General features: G+C 72.5%; 16 protein-coding genes. 12 read left to right on the top strand and 4 right to left on the bottom strand.

Annotation, left to right across the window (positions count from 1 at the left end):
- Positions 1–220: 220 nt before the first annotated feature.
- The 11 genes from ACIRU3_RS10215 (at position 221) to ACIRU3_RS10165 (ending at position 14,802) form a co-directional block, all read left to right on the top strand.
- On the top strand, positions 221–1,330 hold the full coding sequence (locus tag ACIRU3_RS10215) for an aliphatic sulfonate ABC transporter substrate-binding protein (RefSeq protein WP_404054122.1): 1,110 nt from the start codon (positions 221–223) through the stop codon (positions 1,328–1,330).
- A 12-nt stretch (positions 1,331–1,342) separates the two neighbouring features.
- Positions 1,343–2,146, top strand: a complete 804-nt coding sequence (locus ACIRU3_RS10210; RefSeq protein ID WP_404054119.1) for an ABC transporter ATP-binding protein — start codon at positions 1,343–1,345, stop codon at positions 2,144–2,146.
- Entirely contained in the window at positions 2,133–3,017 is an 885-nt protein-coding gene (locus tag ACIRU3_RS10205; protein WP_404054116.1) for an ABC transporter permease, read from the top strand. Before ACIRU3_RS10210 ends, ACIRU3_RS10205 begins: the two co-directional genes overlap by 14 nt.
- A gap of 7 nt (positions 3,018–3,024) precedes the next feature.
- Complete coding sequence (locus ACIRU3_RS10200) at positions 3,025–3,765, top strand: sirohydrochlorin chelatase (RefSeq protein ID WP_404054441.1); 741 nt, start codon at positions 3,025–3,027, stop codon at positions 3,763–3,765.
- 120 nt (positions 3,766–3,885) lie between these two features.
- The gene (locus ACIRU3_RS10195) at positions 3,886–6,093 is read left to right on the top strand and encodes a hypothetical protein (RefSeq protein WP_404054113.1); all 2,208 of its coding nucleotides are present in this window, start codon (positions 3,886–3,888) and stop codon (positions 6,091–6,093) included.
- A gap of 3 nt (positions 6,094–6,096) precedes the next feature.
- Positions 6,097–7,338, top strand: coding sequence for a hypothetical protein (locus tag ACIRU3_RS10190; RefSeq protein WP_404054110.1), 1,242 nt, complete (start codon positions 6,097–6,099; stop codon positions 7,336–7,338).
- Complete coding sequence (locus ACIRU3_RS10185) at positions 7,335–9,908, top strand: GTPase-associated protein 1-related protein (protein WP_404054107.1); 2,574 nt, start codon at positions 7,335–7,337, stop codon at positions 9,906–9,908. The genes ACIRU3_RS10190 and ACIRU3_RS10185 overlap by 4 nt, the downstream gene beginning before the upstream one ends.
- Positions 9,905–11,575, top strand: a complete 1,671-nt coding sequence (locus ACIRU3_RS10180) for a hypothetical protein (protein WP_404054105.1) — start codon at positions 9,905–9,907, stop codon at positions 11,573–11,575. Before ACIRU3_RS10185 ends, ACIRU3_RS10180 begins: the two co-directional genes overlap by 4 nt.
- Before the next feature lie 261 nt (positions 11,576–11,836).
- A complete protein-coding gene (locus ACIRU3_RS10175) occupies positions 11,837–12,511 on the top strand; it encodes a tellurium resistance protein (protein WP_404054438.1) in 675 nt (224 codons plus the stop codon).
- Positions 12,505–13,464, top strand: a complete 960-nt coding sequence (locus ACIRU3_RS10170; RefSeq protein ID WP_404054102.1) for a protein phosphatase 2C domain-containing protein — start codon at positions 12,505–12,507, stop codon at positions 13,462–13,464. The genes ACIRU3_RS10175 and ACIRU3_RS10170 overlap by 7 nt, the downstream gene beginning before the upstream one ends.
- Positions 13,465–14,802, top strand: coding sequence for a protein kinase (locus ACIRU3_RS10165; RefSeq protein ID WP_404054099.1), 1,338 nt, complete (start codon positions 13,465–13,467; stop codon positions 14,800–14,802).
- A 39-nt stretch (positions 14,803–14,841) separates the two neighbouring features.
- On the opposite strand, the gene ACIRU3_RS10160 is transcribed toward ACIRU3_RS10165, so the two are convergent.
- The 4 genes from ACIRU3_RS10160 to ACIRU3_RS10145 form a co-directional block, all read right to left on the bottom strand.
- The gene (locus ACIRU3_RS10160) at positions 14,842–15,168 is read right to left on the bottom strand and encodes a hypothetical protein (protein ID WP_404054096.1); all 327 of its coding nucleotides are present in this window, start codon (positions 15,166–15,168) and stop codon (positions 14,842–14,844) included.
- 45 nt (positions 15,169–15,213) lie between these two features.
- Positions 15,214–16,680, bottom strand: coding sequence for a hypothetical protein (locus ACIRU3_RS10155; protein WP_404054093.1), 1,467 nt, complete (start codon positions 16,678–16,680; stop codon positions 15,214–15,216).
- Between the two features lie 296 nt (positions 16,681–16,976).
- Positions 16,977–17,639, bottom strand: coding sequence for a DsbA family protein (locus ACIRU3_RS10150; protein WP_404054090.1), 663 nt, complete (start codon positions 17,637–17,639; stop codon positions 16,977–16,979).
- 128 nt (positions 17,640–17,767) lie between these two features.
- Entirely contained in the window at positions 17,768–18,319 is a 552-nt protein-coding gene (locus ACIRU3_RS10145) for a DUF1697 domain-containing protein (RefSeq protein ID WP_404054087.1), read from the bottom strand.
- A 384-nt stretch (positions 18,320–18,703) separates the two neighbouring features.
- On the opposite strand from ACIRU3_RS10145, the gene ACIRU3_RS10140 reads away from it, so the two are divergent.
- The gene (locus tag ACIRU3_RS10140) at positions 18,704–20,962 is read left to right on the top strand and encodes an MMPL family transporter (RefSeq protein ID WP_404054085.1); all 2,259 of its coding nucleotides are present in this window, start codon (positions 18,704–18,706) and stop codon (positions 20,960–20,962) included.
- Positions 20,963–21,065 lie beyond the last annotated feature (103 nt).

The raw sequence follows: 21,065 nt of genomic DNA, 5'->3' as shown, positions 1-21,065 counted from the left end.
ACTTCTACTCCACGTTCGCGAAGGAGGGCGGCCGCGTCGGCAGCGGCGCCCTCGGCAGCGGGCAGGGCGGAGTGGCGCGATGTGTGTGCTGACGTACGCGCACTGCCTGCGCGCCCCGTCCCCCCACCCGACGTCCCGGATGCGACGACGAAGACCTGCCGACCTCCCGGCCACGACCTGAGAGACCGTGACCGCCGGGCCAACGAGAGGAAAGCCTCCCGTGCCTGCCAACCGCTCCACGCTCATCCGTCGCGGCATCGCCGCGGTCGCCGCACTCCCCCTGCTGACCCTCGCCGCCTGCGGCTACGGCTCCGAGGCCGACAAGGACGGCACCGCCAAGGTCGCCGCCGGGTCCAAGAAGATCGAGGGCCTCGGCTCCGTCAAGATCGGCTACTTCGGCAACCTGACCCACGCCACCCCGCTGGTCGGCAACCAGAAGGGCTTCTTCCAGAAGGAGCTCGGCGCCACGAGGGCCGACTACGCCACCTTCAACGCGGGCCCGTCCGAGATCGAGGCGCTGAACTCCGGCTCCATCGACATCGGCTGGATCGGCCCGTCCCCGGCGATCAACGGCTACACCAAGTCCAACGGTACGAACCTGAAGATCATCGGTGGTTCGGCGTCCGGCGGCGTCAAGCTGATCGTGAACCCGGAGAAGATCAAGTCCCTGAAGGACGTCGAGGGCAAGAAGATCGCCACGCCTCAGCTGGGCAACACCCAGGACGTGGCGTTCCTCAACTGGGCCGCGGAGCAGGGCTGGAAGGTCGACCCGCAGAGCGGCAAGGGCGATGTCACGGTCGTCCGCAGCGACAACAAGGTCACCCCGGACGCGTTCAAGGCCGGGTCCATCGACGGCGCCTGGGTGCCGGAGCCGACCGCGTCCAAGCTGGTCGCCGAGGGCGGCAAGGAGATCCTCGACGAGTCGGCGCTGTGGCCCGACAAGAAGTTCGTGATCACGAACATCATCGTGTCGCAGAAGTTCCTCAAGGAGCACCCCAAGGTCGTCGAGGCCGTGCTGAAGGGCTCCGTCGAGACCAACAAGTGGATCAACGCCAACCCCGACGAGGCGAAGGCGGCGGCGAACAAGCAGCTGGAGTCGGACTCCGGCAAGGCGCTCCCGGCGAACGTCCTCGACCCGGCGTGGAAGTCCATCCAGATCACCGACGACCCCCTCGCCTCCACCCTCAACACCGAGGCGGAGCACGCGGTCAAGGCCGGCCTGCTGGACAAGCCGAACCTCAAGGGGATCTACGACCTGACGATCCTCAACAAGGTCCTCAAGGCCGAGGGTGAGAGCACGTTCGACGCCGCCGGTCTCGGCACCAGCTGACGCAAGTCCCCGATGAGTTCCCAGGAGGTGACGACCATGGCCACGACTCTCGTCAAGGCCGACCAGTCGGTCGAGTACGCCGCACGTCTTGAGCACGTCTCGAAGTCCTTCGCGGGACCGGGCGGGCAGCAGCTCGTCCTGGACGACATCAGCCTCGATGTCGCGCCCGGCGAGTTCGTCACCCTCCTGGGGGCCTCGGGCTGCGGAAAGTCCACGCTGCTGAACCTGGTGGCGGGCCTGGACCGGCCCACCGCCGGATCCATCGCCAGGGACGGCCGCCCCGCGCTGATGTTCCAGGAGCACGCTCTGTTCCCCTGGCTGACCGCGGGGAAGAACATCGAGCTCGCCCTGAAACTCAGGGGAGTTCCGAAGGGCGAGCGACGCGGCAAGGCCGAGGAGCTGCTCGAACTGGTCCGGCTGAAGGGCTCCCACGGCAAGCGCGTGCACGAGCTGTCGGGCGGTATGCGGCAGCGCGTCGCCCTGGCCCGCGCGCTGGCGCAGGAGAGCAACCTGCTGCTGATGGACGAGCCGTTCGCGGCCCTCGACGCCATCACCCGGGACGTGCTGCACGACGAGCTGACCCGCATCTGGGCGGAGACCGGTGTGTCCGTGCTGTTCGTGACGCACAACGTGCGCGAGGCGGTGCGGCTCGCCCAGCGCGTGGTGCTGCTGTCCTCCCGTCCGGGCCGGGTGGCCCGCGAGTGGAGCGTCGACATTCCGCAGCCGCGCCGCATCGAGGACGCGCCCGTGGCGGAACTGTCCCTCGAGATCACCGAAGTCCTGCGTGGGGAGATCCGCCGCCATGGCCAGCACTGAGACGACGACCGCTCCCGAGACGGGGAGCGTGGAGGCGGGCCTCGACGCTCTGGAGACCGCGCAGTCCGGCCGTACGCCGTTCCGCAGGACCTTCGTCGACAAGATCATCCCGCCGATCACCGCGATCCTCGTGGTCCTGGCGGTCTGGCAGGGCCTGATATCCCTCAAGATCGTCGACGACCCCACCAAACTGCCCTCGCCCTCCGCGGTGTGGCACGCGATCCAGAAGGACTGGCTGGAGGGCAAGCTCCTCGGCTACATCTGGACCAGCGTCTCGCGCGGTCTGCTGGGCTTCCTCTTCGCGCTGCTCATCGGCACCCCACTGGGGCTGCTGGTGGCGCGGGTGAAGTTCGTGCGCGCGGCCATCGGCCCGATCCTGTCCGGGCTCCAGTCGCTGCCGTCGGTGGCGTGGGTGCCGCCGGCCGTGATCTGGCTGGGCCTGGACAACAAGATGATGTACGCCGTCATTCTGCTCGGCGCGGTCCCCTCCATCGCCAACGGCCTGGTGTCCGGTGTCGACCAGGTGCCGCCGCTGTTCCTGAGGGCGGGCCGCACCATGGGCGCCTCCGGCCTGCGGGGTGTCTGGCACGTCACCCTGCCGGCGGCGCTGCCCGGCTATGTGGCGGGCATGAAGCAGGGCTGGGCGTTCTCCTGGCGCTCGCTGATGGCGGCCGAGATCATCGCGTCCTTCCCCGACCTGGGTGTGGGCCTCGGCCAGCTGCTGGAGAACGGCCGCAACGCCCTCGACATGGCCATGGTGTTCGAGGCGATCCTGCTGATCCTGTTCGTCGGCATCGCCATCGACCTGCTCATCTTCAGCCCGCTGGAGCGGTGGGTGCTGCGCAGCCGCGGTCTGCTGGTGAAGAGCTGAAAAAATGATGCACAGCAAGCCGGTCCTCCTCGTCATCGCCCACGGCAGCCGCGACCCGCGGCACGCCGCGACCGTGCACGCCCTCGTGGAGCGCGTACGGTCGCTGCGGCCCGGGCTGCGCGTGGAGACCGGCTTCCTGGACTTCAACGTCCCTTCCGTGCACGGGGTGCTGGAGTCGCTGGCGGCGCAGGGCGTGCGGGACGTCGTCGCCCTGCCGCTGCTGCTGACCCGCGCCTTCCACGCGAAGGCCGACATCCCGGCCGTGCTCCGGGACGCGCCACCACGACTCCGCATCCGTCAGGCGGAAGTGCTCGGCCCGTCCCCGCTGCTGCTGTCAGCCCTGGAACGGCGTCTGTACGAGGCGGGGTTGACGCCCGCCGACAAGTCCTCGACCGGGGTCGTGCTGGCCTCGGCGGGGTCCTCCGACCCGGAGGCGATCGCAGTGATCGCCGACATCGCGCGGGAGTGGTGGCACACCGGTTGGTGCGCCGTGCGGCCTGCGTTCGCCTCCGCATCTCTTCCCCGCACCGAGGACGCGGTACGGGAGTTGCGCGCCCTCGGCTGCGAGCGGGTGGCCGTCGCGCCCTACGTGCTGGCCCCCGGTTTCCTGCCGGACCGCATCGCGCGCGGCGCGGCCGGGGCGAACGTGCTGGCGGACGTGCTCGGCCCGGCGCCGGAGGTGGCGCGGCTGCTGCTGGAGCGGTACGACGCGGCGAGCCTGCCGGTACGGGCGGCAATCGGCGCCTGATCGCCGCCCGCCCGGTCGCGGTACGCCCCGACCTGCTCGGTTTCCCCGAAACCCCTTCCTGGTCCCGTCCGGATCTGCTGGGATGGTCCCTCGAAGCACTATCGGGGGAGAACGGTTCGCGTGGCCGGTCAGGAGTTCGGGCATCACCTGGGGCTGCCCAGGGCCCTTTCGGGTCTGCCGCTGAGCCCCCTCGTGCCCGGTTACGGCACCCTCGCCGCCGCCCAGCACGCGGCGGGGTTACGTCACCTCGGCGAGGTCCTGGGCGCCCCCCTCGGGGAGTTACGGGTCCTGGACGGGCTCTATGTGTCCGCGGGGCCGCGGGGCCGGCACCGGGTGGACGGGCTGTTCCTGGACGGTCTCGCCCAGGGGGCGGGCCCGGGCGCCCCGCTCGCGGCGCTGCTGGCCGGGCTGCACCGGCGTGATCCGCAGGCCCTGCGCCGGATCGTCCTCTACCAGCTGATCGGCCTGCTGCAGGACCTCCCCGCGTCCCAGCGCGCCCGAGCCGCGGCCGAGTCGGGGCTGCACCGCGACGAGATCCCGGGTCTGGTGGCGGCCGCCCGGCTGCGGCCCGTCCTCGACCGGCGCGGGCGCGCTGCCGCCGAGTCCCTCGCCGACGCCCGCGAGCAGCTGCGGCTGCACCGGCTGCGTACGCTGCTGGACCGAATACCCCCGGACGGCGGCGACCCGGCGATGGCCGCACTGCGGACGGAACTTGCCGAGCGGCTGGCCCTGATCGAGGACCTCCTCCGATCCGCCCGCCGGGCCGAGGAGCAGGGCGACCGGGAGGTTGCGGGCGGCGCGTACCTGAAGGCGTTGCGGGAGGCGGCCGACGACCGGCGCGCGCTGCGCGGCCTGGTCCGCGTGCACCGGCCCGAGCCGGGCCGAAGCCCCCTGTTACGGGCCGAATTGCGGCCGGATCACCTGGAGTTGACCTGGCGGGACGGGGACGACGCGCCGGGCGGGTGGCGGCTGCTGCGGCTGTACCGCTCGGAGCGCGGGAGACCTGCCGTACGAAGTGTGCCGGGCGCGGACCCGACGGCGGCCGGGACCGTGCGGGACGAGGAGGCCCCGCTCGGCTCCACGGTGCGGTACGTGGCCCTGCCGTTGCGGGACGGGCGGGTCGCGGGGCCTCCGCTGGTGTCGCGGCAGCTGCTGGTCGCCCCGGAGGTGGGGCGCCCGGTACTGACGGACGGCCCGGGCCGGATCCGGGGCACCTGGCAGCGGCCCGCGGGCGCCACCGGCGTCACGGTCGAGCGCACGGGCCCGGAGGAGGCCGCCGTCCGCCTCGCGCAGCGGCCCGACGGGTTCACCGCCACCGGCCTGCCGCACGGCACGCACTCCTTCCGCATCGTCTGCCACTACCGGGCGCCCGACGGCAGCCAGGTCACCTCGCCGGGACTGCGGGTGAGCGCTGCCGTGCACCCCTGGCCGGAGGCCGTGCGCACCCTCACCGCGCGGCCCGACGGCGGGGCCGTACGGTTCGCCTGGACCGGTGGGCAGGGTTGCGAGGTGCGGCTGGTGGTGTGGCCAGGGCAGGCACCCGCGCCGGGCACCGAGCTGCGCACCGAGGACCTGCCGGCCGCGCTGGACTGGCCCGAGAAGGCGGGCGGCCTGTGCCCTCCGCCGGGCACGTACGTCGAGGTCACCGCCGTCGCCGTGCTCGGCGCACGGGCGCTGGCCGGGCCTGCCGTCGGCGTGGAGGCCGTCGACCCCGTGCCCGGGCTCGCCGTCGACCGGCTCCCGGACGGGCAGGCACGGGTCACCCTGGACTGGCCCGAGGGCGCCGCACACCTCCTGGTCGGCTGGGCGGCCCTGGACGGCGCCGAGGACGGCGGCGAGCGGACCCTGACCGCGCACGCCTACCGGCGCAGCGGGCTGCGGCTGCCCGTCGGGCCGGGCGCCGTGCGGATCCGGGCGGCGACCGTGCCCCGGGTGCCCGGCGCCGTCGTAGTGGTGCCCGACGCGGCCGAGGCGCTGCTGCCGCCGGACGCCGCTGTCCGCTACCAACTGGTGCGCCCCGCACGCCGGTTCCTCGGCCGGGGCCGCACCCTGCTCCGGGTCACCCTGGCCGCACCGGGCGCGCCCGCGGGCGTCCCGGAGTTCGTGTGCGTCGCGCGCAGCGGCACCCTCCGCCCGAGCAGCGCGTCCGACGGCACGACCGTGCTGCGCATACCCGGGCCCGACCTGGCGCGGCACGGAACCGTCGAACAGGAGCTGCCGGCCTCCCCCTGCCCGGCCCCCTACACCCTGCGCGGCTTCCTGCTCGGGGAGCACGCGGCCGCGGTGCGACTCGAAGAACCCTCCCTCGCGAGCCTGGTGGTGCGCTGAGCCATGACGACCGTGATCTGCCCCTACTGCTTCGCCCGCGCGTCGGCGGCCAAGCTGCCGTACCGCTGTCTGATGACCCCGAGCGGGGTGCGTGGCGGCGCGCCCTGCGGGCCCGAACGCGACGACGTGTGGGCCGGGTTCATGGGTCCCGGCGTACCGCCGGCGGCCCGGATGCGCGGACCCGTGTTCACCCCACCGCGCCGCGTCACCGGTCTCGGCGGCGGGGGCAGGAGCGTGCCCTGCCCGAAGTGCGGGGTGCCCACACCGGTGCGGGTGTGCGGAACCTGCCACAGCGACCTGCCCAGCGACTACTGCGACCAGGACAGCCGGATCATCGCGCTGGTCGGCGCGAAGGCCTCCGGCAAGAGCACCTATGTGTCCGTGCTGGTCAACGAGTTGAACCACCGGGTCGGGCAGGCCTATCACGCCTCGCTCGCGGCGATGGGACAGAGCACGCAGACCCGGGACAAGGAGATGGCCGAGGACCTCTACGAGCGGCTGCGGCTGCCGGACGCCACCCGGCCGGCCGCCCTCGGCTTCAACGACCCGCTGCTGTACCGGCTGAGCCTGCCCCGCAAGGGCCTGCTGGGCGGCGCCGGGACCCGGCACACCACGCTGGTCTTCTTCGACGCGGCCGGCGAGGACCTCGCGGGCGCCGAGGCGATGGACCGCTACACCCGCTATCTCAGCGCGGCCGACGGGATCATCCTCCTCGTCGACCCGCTCCAGCTCGGATCCGTCCGTGACCGGTTGCCCGTGCACGACGGGCCGCCGCTGCCCGTGGTGGAGACCTCGCCGCAGCAGATCGCCGCCGACCTGGCGGCCCAGCTGCGGGCGCACGGCAAGGGGAAGGCAGGGGGGCGCGCGTCCACACCGATCGCCGTGGCCGTCACCAAGACCGACATGCTCAGACCCCTGCTGGATCCGCACTCCCCACTGCTGCGCAATGCCCCGCACACGTCGGGCACCTACGACGGCGAGGACCGGCTGGCCGTGCACGAGGAACTCCGGACCCTGCTGACGGACTGGGACTCCGACGCGCTGCTGCGCCAACTGGAACTGGACTTCGCCGAGTTGTGCCTGTTCGGACTGTCCGCGCTGGGAGCGCCACCGCCCGCGGACGCCCCGGCGGACGCGCCGAAGTCCGGTCCACAGCCGGTGCGGGTGGAGGATCCACTGCTGTGGCTGCTGTCCCGGCGGGCACTGCTGCCCGTCCACACCGCCGGGAAGGGGCGTGCCCAGTGAGCCTCGCCCAGCTGCACTACACCTCGGCGCCGCCCGGGCCGGACGGGTCGGGCTTCCGGTTCACCGCGGTCAGCCCCGGCGTGCCGCCGACGCTGCTGCGGGAGGCCGAGCAGCTCATCGGCTACGAGCCCCCGCGCGACCTGCCCGCCCGCCCGGACGCCGAGCAGCTGAAGGGCTTCCCGAAGGCCTTCAGCTGCAGCGAACTCACCGACGGCGGAAGACTGTTGAGCCGCTCGGTGTACACGGGTGCGGACTACAGCGGGCGGTGGGGCAACTTCCATGCCCACGCCCTCCATCTGCCGCCCGGGGTACGACTGCCGGACGGGGCGCTGCCGATCACGGCCTGGGAGTCCCCGCGCTGGGCCGACGCCACTCCCCCCGACGGGCGGCCCGAGCCGGTGGACCGGTTCGAGCCGTCGGGTCTGCTGCGCCGGGACGGGCTCGTGGCCTTCGCCCGGTCCCGCGCGGACCGGCTCGCCGCGTTCTTCGCGGACCTGCGGGCCCTGAGCGAGGAGACGGACACCCGGCAGATCGTGGTCGTGGAGCACGACAGCGCCGACGTGGCCCAGTGGATCGCGCTCGCCTGCACCGTCCTTCCGCGCGAGAAGGCGCACCGGCTGACCTTCACCACGTACACCCGCCGTCCGCAGCAGGCCCGCCAGCAGATCGTCGGAGCACTGCCGTCCTCCGAGCCGGTCGGTCACGACCACCGGTTCCGGGTGCACGACTGCACCGCCCGCGCGGGCGCCGAGCCGGTCGCGGACACCTGGGCCGAGGTGTGCGCGCGGGTCTGGGCGGCCGGCCGGCCCGAGCTGTTCCGTGACGGCTCCGGTGACCTCGGCCCGCTCGCCGTGGCCGCGCTCGTCGACGGCATCGAGCTGCGCCCCGACGGCCGTGCGGCGGCCGCCCGCTGGGCCACGGACCACGCTCTCACGCTGCCCGAGGAGAAGCTGACGGCGCTGGTCGCCGCCCTGGCCGGCGGGAGCGGCGCGGACACGAGGGGGCAGAACACGCGATACAGCCCCACCGGTACGCCCCTGGACGACGAACCGGCCGCGCTGGCCGCCCTGGCGGCCCGGTTGGACGGCCAGGTGCCCACAGCCGTGTCGGCGCCGCTGTCCGCCCGCGTGCTGGCCTCGGCGGTGCTCGACCGGGGCCCGGTGCCGACGCTGGGCGCGGGTTCGCTGACGCCCGCGCTCCGCGCCGAGCTGGCCCGGGATCTGGCCCCGGCCCTGCTGCAGAGCATCGCCGACCCGACCGAACCGGCCGCCGGCCGGCCCCTCGCCCTGCTGCGCGTCGCCGACCTCCTCGACGTGGACTGCACGCAGGCGCTCCCGGAGTTCGCGGGGCGCATCGCCCGGGACCTGGTGAGCGGGCGGGTCACCGACCGGGCGGGAGACGAGTCCCCGGATGACAGCCGTACGGGAGGCGACCTGAGCTGTCCGCCCGCGCTCCTCGACGCCGTCCACGGTCACCCCGCGCTGCGCACCGCCCTGTTCGCCGCGCTGAACGCGCTCGCCGCCGCCAACCCGCCCGGGGTCGCCGGGCGGCTTGCGGGGTCCGGCCTGCCGGTCTCGCTCGCGCCCGGTTTCCCGCATCTGCGGATGTGCGTCCAGGCCGACGCGGTACGGCGGAGCGCCGGCGACCAGCTCCGGCGTTTCCACGACGTGCTGCGCACCGCCGGGGTCTCGCCGCACGCCGAACCGGCCGTCCTGCACACCGCCTTCCACCTGGTCTGGCCGGACGGCCTGCCCACCGGGGAGGAGGCGAGCCTGCTCCTGAACGAGCTGGGCTCGGACGCGCACCGGCTGGCCGGCACCCGGGACCTGCTGGTCGCGGCCGCCCTGGCGGCCCCGGCCGACGACCCCGCCGTACCGGCCCTCGCCGCCGACCTGCTGCGCTGCTTCACCACGGAACTGCGGGCCGGGCACCGGGCGCCGCTGCTCCTGCTGGAGTACGCGGGCCTGCTCGACACCGACCAGGACGTCGAGGGCTGGGTGGAGCACGTACGGAACCTGCGGGACGGCGCGGCCGAGCCGGCCCCCGAACCGGTGACGCAGCGGGTGTACGACGCCGTCGCGCGGCGGTTGCTGGCCGTCGCGGCGCCGGCCAGCGAGTCCTACGCACCGCCCCGCCCGACCGCCCCCGAGAGCGAGCTGTACGCGCTGGCCCGCTCGGGCGATCAAGGGCTGCTGGCGGCGTACGAGCGGGTGGCGCGCGGGGACCGGGTCGGCGACCGGCTGCGCACCGTGCCGTCGTACGTCGCCGTCTGCTTCGGCGACTGGAGCACGTACCCGCAGACGCACCCGGCCTGGGAGGCGACCCGCACGGCGCTGCTGGCCAAGGTGCTGCGGCCCGTCGTGCGGGGCCTGCCGGCCGAGGACCAGAGCGCGGTCGAGGAGGTCCTGCGCCGCACCGGCCGGGGCCGGCTGGACGCCTACCGCGCCTGGAACCGCCCCGGCGCCCTGGGCCGGCTCGCCGGCCGGCTGACGGGGCGCGGGCGGCGCGATGAGCGGCAGGCGACCTGGTACGGCGATGTGGAGCCACCGGGCGAGGGAGGCAGCGGATGAACGCGGGCAGGGACGACAGCATCGAAGTGCTGGTGCTCCTGGCCCTGTTCGGCTGGGCCGGCGTCGTGGCCGTCGCGGTGTGCGTGGGCCGCACGCTGTGGGAGTTCCTCGGGCGCGGTGTGCAGGCCGTGTGGCGGGGGCTCGGGCCGTGGCAGACGGGCCGTACCGATCCGCGCCTGCCGAGTGTCGGCGGCGGTGAGCCCGCGCATCTCGCCTACTGGTGGCGGCAGTCCTGGGCGGACGCCCTGTCCGCCGGGGGCGCCGGCCTGCGCGCCATCTGGTCGGCGCTCACCGGCCCGTGGCTCAACGGGATCGTACGGAACCTGTTCCACGGGCGCCGGGCCTCCGGAGTGCGCGGCTCGGTGCCGCTGTCCCGGTTCCTGCTGGTCGTGCTCATCGCGCCGGGCACCGCCGCGGGCGCGCTGGCCGGCGCCGTGCTGGCCGCGCTGCTGCTCGGCGGGGTGCTCGTGCTGTTCGCGCTGCTGCTGGCCGTGGTGTGGCTGGGCTGGGCCGCCGGGGTGCCCGTGCTGCGCGGGGTGGAGCGGGGCCGGCTGCTGCTGCTGGGTATCCGCGTCAAGTGCCCCCATCCCGGCTGTTACGCGCCCGTCCCGCTGGCCCTGCACCGCTGCCCCGGCTGCCAGGCCGGACACGGCGAGTTGCGGCCGGGCCGTTACGGCGTGCTGTGGCACGTGTGCCGGTGCGGGCACCGGTTGCCGGCCGCCCGGCTGCTGGGGCGCGGGAAGCTCACGGCGCTGTGCCCGCGCTGCGAGCAGTTCCTGCCCCGGGCGGCGGGCACCATGCCCGTGGTGCACACTCCGCTGGTCGGCGGCACCTCGTCGGGCAAGACGATGCTGATGGCGGCCATGGTCGAGGGGCTGCACGCCTGGGCCCGGCAGGGCGAACTGCGTGTCGAGTTCGCCACCGTCGACGACCGGCGCACTCAGAGCGGGCTCAATCAGGAGCTGAACCGGACCGGTTGGGCGCACGCCACCACCGGTGGCCAGCCGCGCGCCCTGATGCTGACCGTGGCGCGAGGCCGCCGGCGCCGGTTGCTGTACCTGTACGACCCCATGGGCGAGTCGGTGAGCGATGCCGAACGGGTGCGGGCCCAGCAGTACTTGGCGCACGCGGACGGGGTGGTTCTGGTCGCCGATGTGCTGGCCGACCCCAAGGTCCGCGGCCGACTGGGCACGGCGGACACCGAACGGACGGACCGGGCGCGTCCCTCGGCACAGGGGCCCTGGGAGACGTACCAGCGGCTGACCGGGGAACTGGCGGCGCTCACCGGCCGACGGTCCCGGATGAACGTGGCCGCCGTGGTCACCAAGCGGGACGTGCTGGACCAGCTGACCTCGCTGCCGGTGCCCGGCCCGCGCATCGACGACTGGCTCGGCGAGGTCGGCCTGGGCACGCTGGTGCGCGCCCTGGGCCACGACTTCGCGGCGGCCCGCTACTGGGCGGTCAGCGCCCACGCGGCCACCGGAACTGGGCCGTTGGAGAGTGAGCAGCGCCGGGCCGCCGAACCGGTGCTGTGGCTGCTCGCGGCCTCGGGGCTGCGCACCGGCCCGCTCACCGGGTCCGGCGGAAGCGGCGGCCGCCCGGGCAGGCCCCGGCGGGGACCGGACAAGGCCGAGGAAGGCCACGAGGGGAGGTACAGCCCGGCATGAACCAGGTCACCCCTGCCGTCTCCCGGGCCCGGCGGGCGCTCGCGGGCCTGTTCGTCACCGCCCTGGTCCTGACGGTGGCCGCGCTCGGTTTCGCGGCACGACTGCTGCTGCCCTGAGCGAACCGATCCCGAACACGATCCCGAACCCAGCCTCCGAACTCACTGTCCGAACCCGCTCCGAACCCTCTCCCCCCGATCCCACCTCCCGAACTCACCTCCACCGGAAAGGAATCACGGCGTGAGCGACATTCCCGGCGGGCCCATGGCCAACCGGCCGGTCCACTTCATCTGGCTGCTCGACTGCTCGTACTCGATGCAGGGCGAGAAGATCGCGAAGCTCAACTACGCGATCAGAGAGGCCATTCCGGAGATGCGGTCGGTGGCCCACGACAACCCCGCGGCCCAGCTTCTGCTGCGCACCGTCACCTTCTCCACCACCGCCCAGTGGCACCACCAGACACCGGTCCCGGTCGACGACTTCACCTGGCAGGACGTGCAGGTGGACGGCATGACCAACCTCGGCGAGGCGCTGCACCTGGTGGCGCGGGAGCTGCAGACCCCGCCGATGCCGCAGCGGGCGCTGAAGCCGGTGCTGGCGCTGGTGTCGGACGGGGTGCCCACGGACGACTGGAAGGCGGGTCTGAAGGCGATCGACGCCACCCCCTGGGGCCGCAAGGCGGTGCGGGTCGCCATCGCGATCGGCACGGACGCGGACCGAGGGGTGCTCCAGGAGTTCCTCGGCAACCCCGAGCTGCAGCCGCTGGACGCCAACAGTCCCAAGCAGCTGGCCGCCGCCATCCGGTGGGCGTCCACGGCGGCCGTGAAGGCGGCCTCCCAGCCGGTCGCGGGCGACACCTCCGGTTCGGGCGTGAACATGGCGAAGCAGCCGTACGCGCCGCCGGTGCTGGACGACGACGATGACGACGACGTGTGGTGACGCTCGGGGTGCGACGGTGGGAGACGCTGGCCGACAGCGTCCAGGGCGTCAACAAACGCCGCAATCAGGACTGGTACGAGTGCCAGGGCACCGGATCCGGCGAGGATCCGCTGGTTCTCGCCGTGGCCGACGGGCACGGCTCGGCGGCGCACGCGCGCAGCGAGCTGGGCGCACGGTTCGCCGTGGACCGGTTCGTGGGGCTGGCCGCCCGGTTCGGCCGGGCGGCGCACGACTGCCACGAGCCGGGCCGCCTGGCCCGGCTGATGACGTACGCCCGGGACGACTTCCCGCGGGCCCTGGTGCACGAGTGGCGGCAGGCTGCGCTCGGGCACTGGGACCGCCACCGTCCGGTCGTCGAGGAGGCGTCCCGGGAGCCGGACCCGCAGGAGAAGCTCGTGCTGTACGGCACGACGCTGATCGGTGCCGTGCTCACGCCGTGGCTGTTCGTGGCCTGGCAGCTCGGCGACGGGGATCTGGCGGTGGTGGAGCACGACGGCAGCCTGAGCCGGCCGCTCGCCCCCGCCGAGGAGGACCTGGGCGACGAGACGGAGTCGCTGTGCGGGCGTGAGGCCTGGCGGTCGATGCGGATGCACTGGGCGCCGGTGTTCGAGGAGGCGCGCAACCCGCGCCTGGTGGTGCTTTCCACGGACGGGCTGTCGAAGAGTTTCGCGTCGGCCGACGGGTACCGCGCGTTCGTCGCGGGACTGGCCGGACGGCTCGACGACGAGGGCAGCCCGGGTGTGCGGTCGGCGCTGCCCGAGTGGCTGGCGCAGGCCTCCCGCTACTCGGGCGACGACACCACGCTGGCGGCGGCGCTGCGCTCCGCGCACGACGCCGGGGAGGACGCCCCGGAAGACGCCTCCGAGTCGGTTCGGGTGGCGGTGGACGAGGAATCCGTGGCCGGGGCGGGCGATCCGGCGGCTCGGACGGAAGAACGGAAGACGGAGACGTAGATGAGCGGCATGCTCGATGGCGGGACGCGCCTCGCGGCGGAGAGCGGCGACGAGGTCGAGATCGTCGACTTCCTCGGCGCGGGCGGACAGGGCGAGGTGTACCGGGTCCGCACACCGGACGGTGAACGGGCGCTGAAGTGGTACTACCCGACCTGCGCGACCGACGAACAGAAGGGGATCGTGAGGGAGTTGGTCGCGCGGGACTTCGCCGACGACCGGTTCCTGTGGCCGGAGGCGTACGTGCCGGCGCACCATGGTTCGTTCGGCTATCTGATGGGACTGCGCCCGGACCGCTACAAGGGTCTCCCGGCCTTGTTCCGACGTCAGTTGCGCACCAGTCCGCGCGCCCTGCTGACGGCCTGTCTGTACACGGTGGAGGCCTACCAGGCACTGCACTCGCGGGGCATCGCCTACCGGGACATCTCCTGGGGCAACATCTTCTTCGACCCGGCCACCGGTGACGTGCTGGTCTGCGACAACGACAACGCGGTGGTGGAGGGGGACGCCAGCGGCATCTCGGGGACCATGGAGTTCATGGCGCCTGAGCTGGTGCGCGGCGACCCGGGCGCGCGCCCCGGCACCCAGTCCGACCTGCACTCGCTCGCCGTCCTGCTGTTCATGTTCCTGATGAACCATCATCCGCTCAAGGGAAAGCGGGAGTTGGGCATCCACTGCCTGGACGAGGCGGCCGAGCGCAAGCTGTACGGCAAGAGCCCGCTGTTCGTGTTCGACCCGGCGGACGACTCCAACGCGCCGGACCCGATGGAGCATGCGACCGTGCTGGCCACCTGGGACGCTGCGGCGGGAACGCTGCAGGAGCTGTTCCGGCGCTCCTTCACGGTCGGACTGCGCGATCCGGCGGCCCGGGTACGGGAGTCCGAGTGGCGCAACGCGCTGCGGGCGGTGCTGGACTCGGTGGTCGAGTGCGCGGCCTGCGGGCGGCAGAACATGAGCGAGCCGGGGGAGAATCCGCCGCCGCGCCCCTGCTGGGGCTGCGGGGTGCTGCTGGTGCTGCCGCCTCGGCTCACGGTGACCACGCCCCCGCCGCGCACCGAGCACCACATCCGGCTGCGCCGGGGTGCCCGGGTGCAGGCGCATCATCTGCTGCCGGAACCGGTGCGGCACGACTGCTCGGATGCCGCGCTGGTGGCGGAGCTGGTCGAACACCCCAAGAAACCGGGCCGGTTCGGCGTCGCCAACCGGTCGCAGCAGACCTGGACGGGCACCCGCTCCGACGGCACCGTTCAGAAGGTCGAGCCCGGTCAGACCGTGCCGCTCAGGTCGGGCCTCGAGCTGGACCTCGGTGGCGGGGTACGGGCGGTGGTGCGGGCCAGATGAGCGGTGGCCGGGGCCCCGTTTCGGCGGGGCCCCGGCGGCTCACAGACCCATCACGTGCATCAACTGCTGGGTGAAGGCGAGCGAGCCGGTGCCGGCCGCGGCGCCGATGCTGATGGTCTCCAGGGCCGAGCGGATACGGCCGCGGTTGGGCGGCCCGCCGTCCCCGACGGACTCCATCAGCGCGCCCCGGATGACCTCTCCGTGGCCCACCAGCACCGGGTACTCGGCGCGCAGCGCCTCGATCAGCCCCTCCGCGAGCCGGACGACGGCCTCCGGGGGCGGCTCGTAGTGGTTGATCTCGATACGGCCGTGATCGCCCATGTTGCTGGGGCCGTTGACGTTCCCGTGGAAGTTGTACGTACTCATTGTCCTGTCCTGACTCCTGGTCCGAAACAGCCGTCCGGGCTGGGGCTATGGCGAGGACGGGCCGGATCCCGCGGGTCCCGGTCCCCCCTGGGGTCCCGGGCCGCCGTGTGGACCGGGACCCTGCTGACCGCCGAAGGCGATCGTTCCGTCGTTGCCGAAGATGCTGGGGCCGCTGACGTTACCGATGTTGTAGGTCTGGGTGCTGATGACCTGTAGAGCCTTGTCGTACGAGCTGGTGTCGACATTGTGGTCCTTGAGGAACCGTTCCGTGGCGACGAGTACGCCTTGCTGGAGCCGGAACAGGAAGTCCTGCGCGTCGGTCCGTTCGGCGTAGCCCGCGGCGTCCCAGGCGCCCAGGTCCTCGCGCAGGCTGCCCTTGGCGCCGTAGTCGTACAGCACGTGCTGCTTGGTGATGGCCCGGCGCTGCTTGGTCAGCCAGCGGTCGTGGTCGCGCAGCCAGCGGCGGCGGGCGCTCAACCGGCCGAGGGCGCGGCGCAGTTCAGGGCCGGTGCGCGAGGTGGCGTACTTGACGAGGTCCCACCAGCGTTCCCGGGGGGCCACCGGGAGCCGGTCGACCCGGTGGAAACGGCCGTCCAGCGGGGGTATCGCGTAGGCGGCGACCTCCCAGGTCAGGCTGGGCGGCTGCAGGATCGCCCGCAGGTACATGGAGACGATCATCCGTCCGCCCTCGCCGATGCGTTCCAGGCAGAGGTGGGTGCGCATGCCGGCGCCGGGGCTCTGCAGGCCTGCCTGCACCAGCTGCTTGGGTATCCGGGCTTGCGGTCTGAGGGTGCGGTCGGGCACCAGCTCGGACAGGAAGCAGGCGTTGCTCCCGAGGACGTAGAGCCGGTTCTGTGCCCGCAGGTTCGGCAGTCCGGAGATGCTCTCCATGTGGCGGGCCACGTAGGTGTGCAGGTCGATGGCGTCGAAGGGGAGCAGCGGGAGCTTGCCGCCGCCCGGGGCGTCGGCGGGTCTGCTGATGTCGATGGGCTGCCAGACCACTTCCTTGATCTTCTCGCCGCTGCCGACGAACGGTGTGGTCTGGGCGGCGGAGTCCGCGTACGGCAGGACGTTGGCCCGTTTCAGCTCGTTCAGGCAGGTCTCGGCCTCGGGTTCCACGGGCGGCGCGGTCTGCTCGGGCTTCTCGGCGGAGTGGAAGACCTCGCGTGCCGTGTCACGGCCCACGGACTCCTTGTGGTGGACCAGGCTCCAGGCGGCCGCGTAGGCGCCGAGAGGGCCGAAAATCGCCACCCATCCGAGTGAACCGTGCCCGTTGACCAGGGCCCACAATCCGACCAGAACGGCGAAGGGTACGACCGCCGCGAGCCACGCCAGCCTGCGGTCGAGGGCCGCGCGGCGACGGGTGGCCACGCGCGCGTGCCGGGCGAGGGCCACGAAGTTGATGCCGAGGCTCAGCCCCAGGGCGTCCAGCCGGTCTCCGGTCAGGGCCCGGTCCACGTACAGGGCGAAGGCGTCGTCCAGGTGCACCGAGGCGCACAGGCGCCGTGTCACCGAGTCCTTGCGGTACTGAGGCAGCGTCGGTAATGGTCTGCCCGTCACACTCATCCGTCCCCCTCGGCCGTTCCGCGCGTTTCACCCTAGGGACAACCTGTGGTGTTTGTCGCGGGGTTCCGGTGAGCCGGGCCCCCTCTGCCGACGGGCAGGTCGTGTCCGCCGCCGCGGTCCGGCGCTCCCCTGTGGCGTCGGACCGCGGCCGGCTCTTGGTTCTGCGTCGGCTCCGGCGGATGTGTCACCGCCAAGGGGAGGCGGTCGCGGACGAAGGTTGTTTATCGGCCAACTTTCCTTTTTTACTGCGCAGTTGCCTGCCGTTGGCCGAGGCGGAGACCTCCCGTGCGGGTGCGCTTGAGTTCGAAGAAGTCGGGGTGGCGGGCCAGCACCCGGAAGCTGTCGAAGAGTTCCGCCGCCTCGGCGCCGCGCGGTACGTCTCGCAGCACGGGGCCGAACCACACGGTGCCGTCGACATGGAGGGTGGGCGTGCCCACATAGCCGCCCGACTCCGGCTCGGCACCCGCCTCATGGCTGCGGCGCACCGCGTCGTCGTACGACGGATCGTGGGCGGCGGCCGACAGGTCGGCGGGGAGCCCGAGTTCGGCGAGGGACTCGGCGACCACGGCGTCGAAGTCCTTGATCCCCCGCTCGTGGATCCGGGTGCCGAACGCGGTGTACAGATCGCGCAGCACCTTCTCGCCGTGCCGTTCGGCCGCGGCCACGGCGACCCGTACCGGACCGATCGAGCGGTCGACCAAGTCCCGGTACCAGTCGGGGAGTTCGTTTCCGTTGTTGTGCAGATACAGGCTCATGACATGGAAGCGGAGGTCGAGCGGACGCTCACGCTCGACCTCCAGCAGCCAGCGGGAGGTGATCCAGGCGAAGGGACAGGCGGGGTCGAAGCAGAAGTCGACACGGGTCGGGCCGGGGGCGGTCGTGCGGCGGTGTTCGCGAAGTGTCATGCAGATGACGCTAGTCCGCTACTGGAGCAGAATCTCGACCCAATTCTCCCCTTCTTTCCTGGCCCACTTCCGGCTCTGCCGCTGTCGCGGTGGCCCCGCGCGCCACAGCTCGCACGGCCTGCGCGCCGTCACCCTTCCGGAGCGGTCAGCTCGACCAGCTTGAGCACCGTGTTCCAGTTCCGGCTGGTGGCGATCACGCCCTTGTTGATCCGCGGCCGGGACAGGGCCTCGGCGAGTTTGGAGCGGCCGAGGCCCTCCGGGGCGTACAGGTACAGACAGCGGTCGCCGAGCCGGAACTCCTCGGGGAGATGGGCGCCGGTGTCGATCTCCGCGAAGCGCTCCGGGGTGACCGGTGCGGAGAAGTAGGTGATGTGCAGCTGCTTGGCCTCCAGTTCGGCGGCCGGGAACGGGCAGGCCTCGGCCACCGCCCGCAGATAGGCGTGGTCGCGCACGATCACGTCGACCGAGAAGCCGAACCGTCCCTCGATCGCCCGGGCCAGCTCGGCCGCGAGGGATTCCTCGCCGCCCCCGTCGGTGGTGAAGACGGCCTGTCCGCTCTGCAGATGGGTCCGTACGCCGTCGTGGCCGAGGCCTGTCATCAGCGTGCGCAGGTCGGCCATCGGAAGCTTCCTGCTGCCGCCGACGTTGATTCCGCGCAGCAGCGCCGCATAGGTCGTCATCCGGACACCATAGAGCGGCCGTCGTGCCCCGTGGGGGTGGGCACGACGGCCGTACCGGGCTTGCCGGGATGCGCGAAACTCTGGCCGATCAGGGGGCCGCGGATCAACACCTACACGCAGCTGTGACTTGTTCAACAACCTTTCGTAATCACAAAGTGGATCTCTGTCGGCGGATCGGACATTCCCCGGCCCGATCCCCGAGGCCCTTCGCCGAGAACCCCGATAGATGTAAGGGGCCGCGGTCCTCCCCAGCGGTGAGCCGGCCCCTTCGCAGCTCACCGGGCAGCACGACGAGACGTCCTTATCCGGCCCATACCGTCGAAGCGAACAACCGAAGTCGTGGCGGCAGGGGGCCGTCACCGCACACGAGGGGGACATCCCGTCATGGGGAACACGGACGTGCGCGTGCGGGGCCTGGCCGCCCGTGCCGGCGGCTGGAGCGCCCGGCATCGCTGGGCCGCCGTCGGCATATGGATACTGTTCGTCGTCCTGGCCATGGGACTGGGCTCCGCGGCGGGCCGGGTCGACGTCGACGAGAGCGACCAGCTCAAGGGTGAGACGCACACCGCCGCACGGATCATCGAAGACGCGGGCATCACGCAGCCGGCCGGAGAGACCGTCCTGATCCAGTCCACGGACGGCGCCGTGAAGGCCACGAGCGGCGAGTTCCGTGCCGCCGTCAGCGACGTCGTCAAGGCCGTCGGCGCCACCGGCAAGGTCGTCGACGTGACGTCGCCGTACGACACGCGCACCATCTCCCGGGACGGCCGCAGCGCGCTGGTGCAGTTCGACATGCGCGGCGACGCGGACACCGCCGCCGACCGGGTCGAGCCGGTGCTGAACGCCGTGGCCGGGGTGCAGAAGGACCACGGCTCGCTGCGGATCGAGGAGATCGGCGGCGCCAGCATGAAGAAGCAGTACGACGACGCCTTCGGGAACGACTTCCAGCAGGCCGAGTACTCGGCCGTGCCGGTGGCCCTCGGCATCCTGCTGGTCGCCTTCGGCGCGCTCGTGGCCGCGCTGCTGCCGGTAGGGCTGGCCATCACCGCGATCATGGCGACCATGGGCCTGATGGGCCTGGTCAGCCATGTGCAGCCGATGAGCGACACCGCCAACTCCGTGATGCTGCTGGTCGGTATGGCCGTCGGCGTCGACTACTGCCTGTTCTATCTGCGCCGGGAGCGCGAGGAGCGGGACGCCGGACGGGACGCGGGCACCGCACTGCGGATCGCCGCCGCCACCAGTGGCCGCGCCATCATCGTCTCCGGTGTCACGGTGTGCGTGGCGATGGCGGGCATGCTGTTCACCGGTCTCGCCACCTTCGAGGCGATGGGTCTGGCCTCGCTGATGGTGGTGGCCGTCGCCATGGTCGGCTCGGTGACGGTGCTGCCCGCACTGCTGTCGCTGCTGGGCGGACGGGTGGAGAAGGGCCGGCTCCCGTTCCTGGGCCGCCGGCGCCGCCGGGGCGGGAACGCCGGGAACGACGGGAGCCGGTTCTGGACCGCGGTGCTGCGGGGTGTGCTGGCCAGGCCGGTGGTCTCCGTCGTCGTGGCGGGCGGCGCACTGCTCGCGGTGGCGGCGCCCGCGCTGGGCATGAAGACCCAGCAGCTCACGCTGGACCAGGAGTTCGGCGACTCGCTGCCGATCGTGCAGACCTACAACCGCATCAACGACGCGTTCCCGGGCGGTTCCGAGCCCGCCCAGGTGGTCGTCAAGGCCAAGGACATCACCGCACCCGAGGTGCGGCAGGCGCTGACCGACTTCAAGCAGCGGGCGATCTCCTCGGGCGCCTCGCGCGGCCCGGTCGACATCAAGCTGCACGAGGCGCAGAACGTCGCCCTGGTCTCCGTACCGCTGGTCGGCGGCTCCGACATGGACAAGGCGATCCAGAGCCTCGACAAGCTGCGCGACGAGGTCCGGCCCGCCACCCTCGGCAGGGTCGAGGGCGTGGACGCGCCGGTCACCGGGCAGGTCGCGGGCAACAAGGACTTCAACGACCAGCTGCTCGGCTCGGTCGTCCCGGTCTTCGCCTTCGTGGTCGTCTTCGCCTTCCTGCTGATGCTGCTGTCGTTCCGTTCGCTGACCATCGCGATCACGTCGATCGTGCTCAACCTGCTGTCGGTGGGCGCCGCCTACGGCATCCTCGTCGCCGTGTTCCAGCACGGCTGGGGTGCCTCGCTGGTGGGCGCCGAGGGTGTCGGCGCGGTCGTCACCTGGCTGCCGCTGTTCCTCTTCGTGATCCTGTTCGGCCTGTCCATGGACTACCACGTGTTCGTGGTCTCCCGGATCCGGGAGGCGCGGATGCGCGGCCGTACGACGAGCGAGGCGATCCAGCACGGCGTGGTCACCACGGCCGGGGTCGTCACCAGCGCCGCCGTCATCATGGTCGCCGTGTTCGCGATCTTCGGCACGCTGTCCATGCAGTCCATGAAGCAGATGGGCGTGGGCCTGGCCGCCGCCGTCCTCATCGACGCGACGATCATCCGCGGCGTGCTGCTGCCGGCCGTGATGGCGCTGCTCGGCGAGCGCAACTGGTACCTGCCGAAGTGGCTGCACCGGCTGCCGGACCTCACCCACGACGAGTCGCCTGAGCCGGTCGCGGCGGCCCCCGTGCGCGGGGAGGGTGAGCGGCTGAGTGTCTGATTCCGCCCGTTGACGCAGGGCCCGTTGGTTCCCGGGGGAACCAGCGGGCCCTCCTCTGTCCTCCGGCCGACCGGACCACGCACATCGTCCGACACGGGGGCCA

This window comes from Streptomyces sp. NPDC101151 (assembly GCF_044768335.1).
Taxonomy (GTDB): domain Bacteria; phylum Actinomycetota; class Actinomycetes; order Streptomycetales; family Streptomycetaceae; genus Streptomyces.
Note: the sequence above shows the minus strand (reverse complement) of the source record. Positions and strands in the feature narration are given on the sequence as shown.

What these genes read in the sequence shown, in the direction of transcription:
- ACIRU3_RS10210 (WP_404054119.1), top strand. Translation starts at nt 1,343, where the DNA reads ATGAGTTCCCAGGAGGTGACGACCATGGCCACGACTCTCGTCAAGGCC.
- ACIRU3_RS10205 (WP_404054116.1), top strand. Translation starts at nt 2,133, where the DNA reads ATGGCCAGCACTGAGACGACGACCGCTCCCGAGACGGGGAGCGTGGAG.
- ACIRU3_RS10200 (WP_404054441.1), top strand. Translation starts at nt 3,025, where the DNA reads ATGCACAGCAAGCCGGTCCTCCTCGTCATCGCCCACGGCAGCCGCGAC.
- ACIRU3_RS10190 (WP_404054110.1), top strand. Translation starts at nt 6,097, where the DNA reads ATGACGACCGTGATCTGCCCCTACTGCTTCGCCCGCGCGTCGGCGGCC.
- ACIRU3_RS10180 (WP_404054105.1), top strand. Translation starts at nt 9,905, where the DNA reads ATGAACGCGGGCAGGGACGACAGCATCGAAGTGCTGGTGCTCCTGGCC.
- ACIRU3_RS10175 (WP_404054438.1), top strand. Translation starts at nt 11,837, where the DNA reads ATGGCCAACCGGCCGGTCCACTTCATCTGGCTGCTCGACTGCTCGTAC.
- ACIRU3_RS10165 (WP_404054099.1), top strand. Translation starts at nt 13,465, where the DNA reads ATGAGCGGCATGCTCGATGGCGGGACGCGCCTCGCGGCGGAGAGCGGC.
- ACIRU3_RS10160 (WP_404054096.1), bottom strand. Translation starts at nt 15,168, where the DNA reads ATGAGTACGTACAACTTCCACGGGAACGTCAACGGCCCCAGCAACATG.
- ACIRU3_RS10150 (WP_404054090.1), bottom strand. Translation starts at nt 17,639, where the DNA reads ATGACACTTCGCGAACACCGCCGCACGACCGCCCCCGGCCCGACCCGT.
- ACIRU3_RS10145 (WP_404054087.1), bottom strand. Translation starts at nt 18,319, where the DNA reads ATGACGACCTATGCGGCGCTGCTGCGCGGAATCAACGTCGGCGGCAGC.
- ACIRU3_RS10140 (WP_404054085.1), top strand. Translation starts at nt 18,704, where the DNA reads ATGGGGAACACGGACGTGCGCGTGCGGGGCCTGGCCGCCCGTGCCGGC.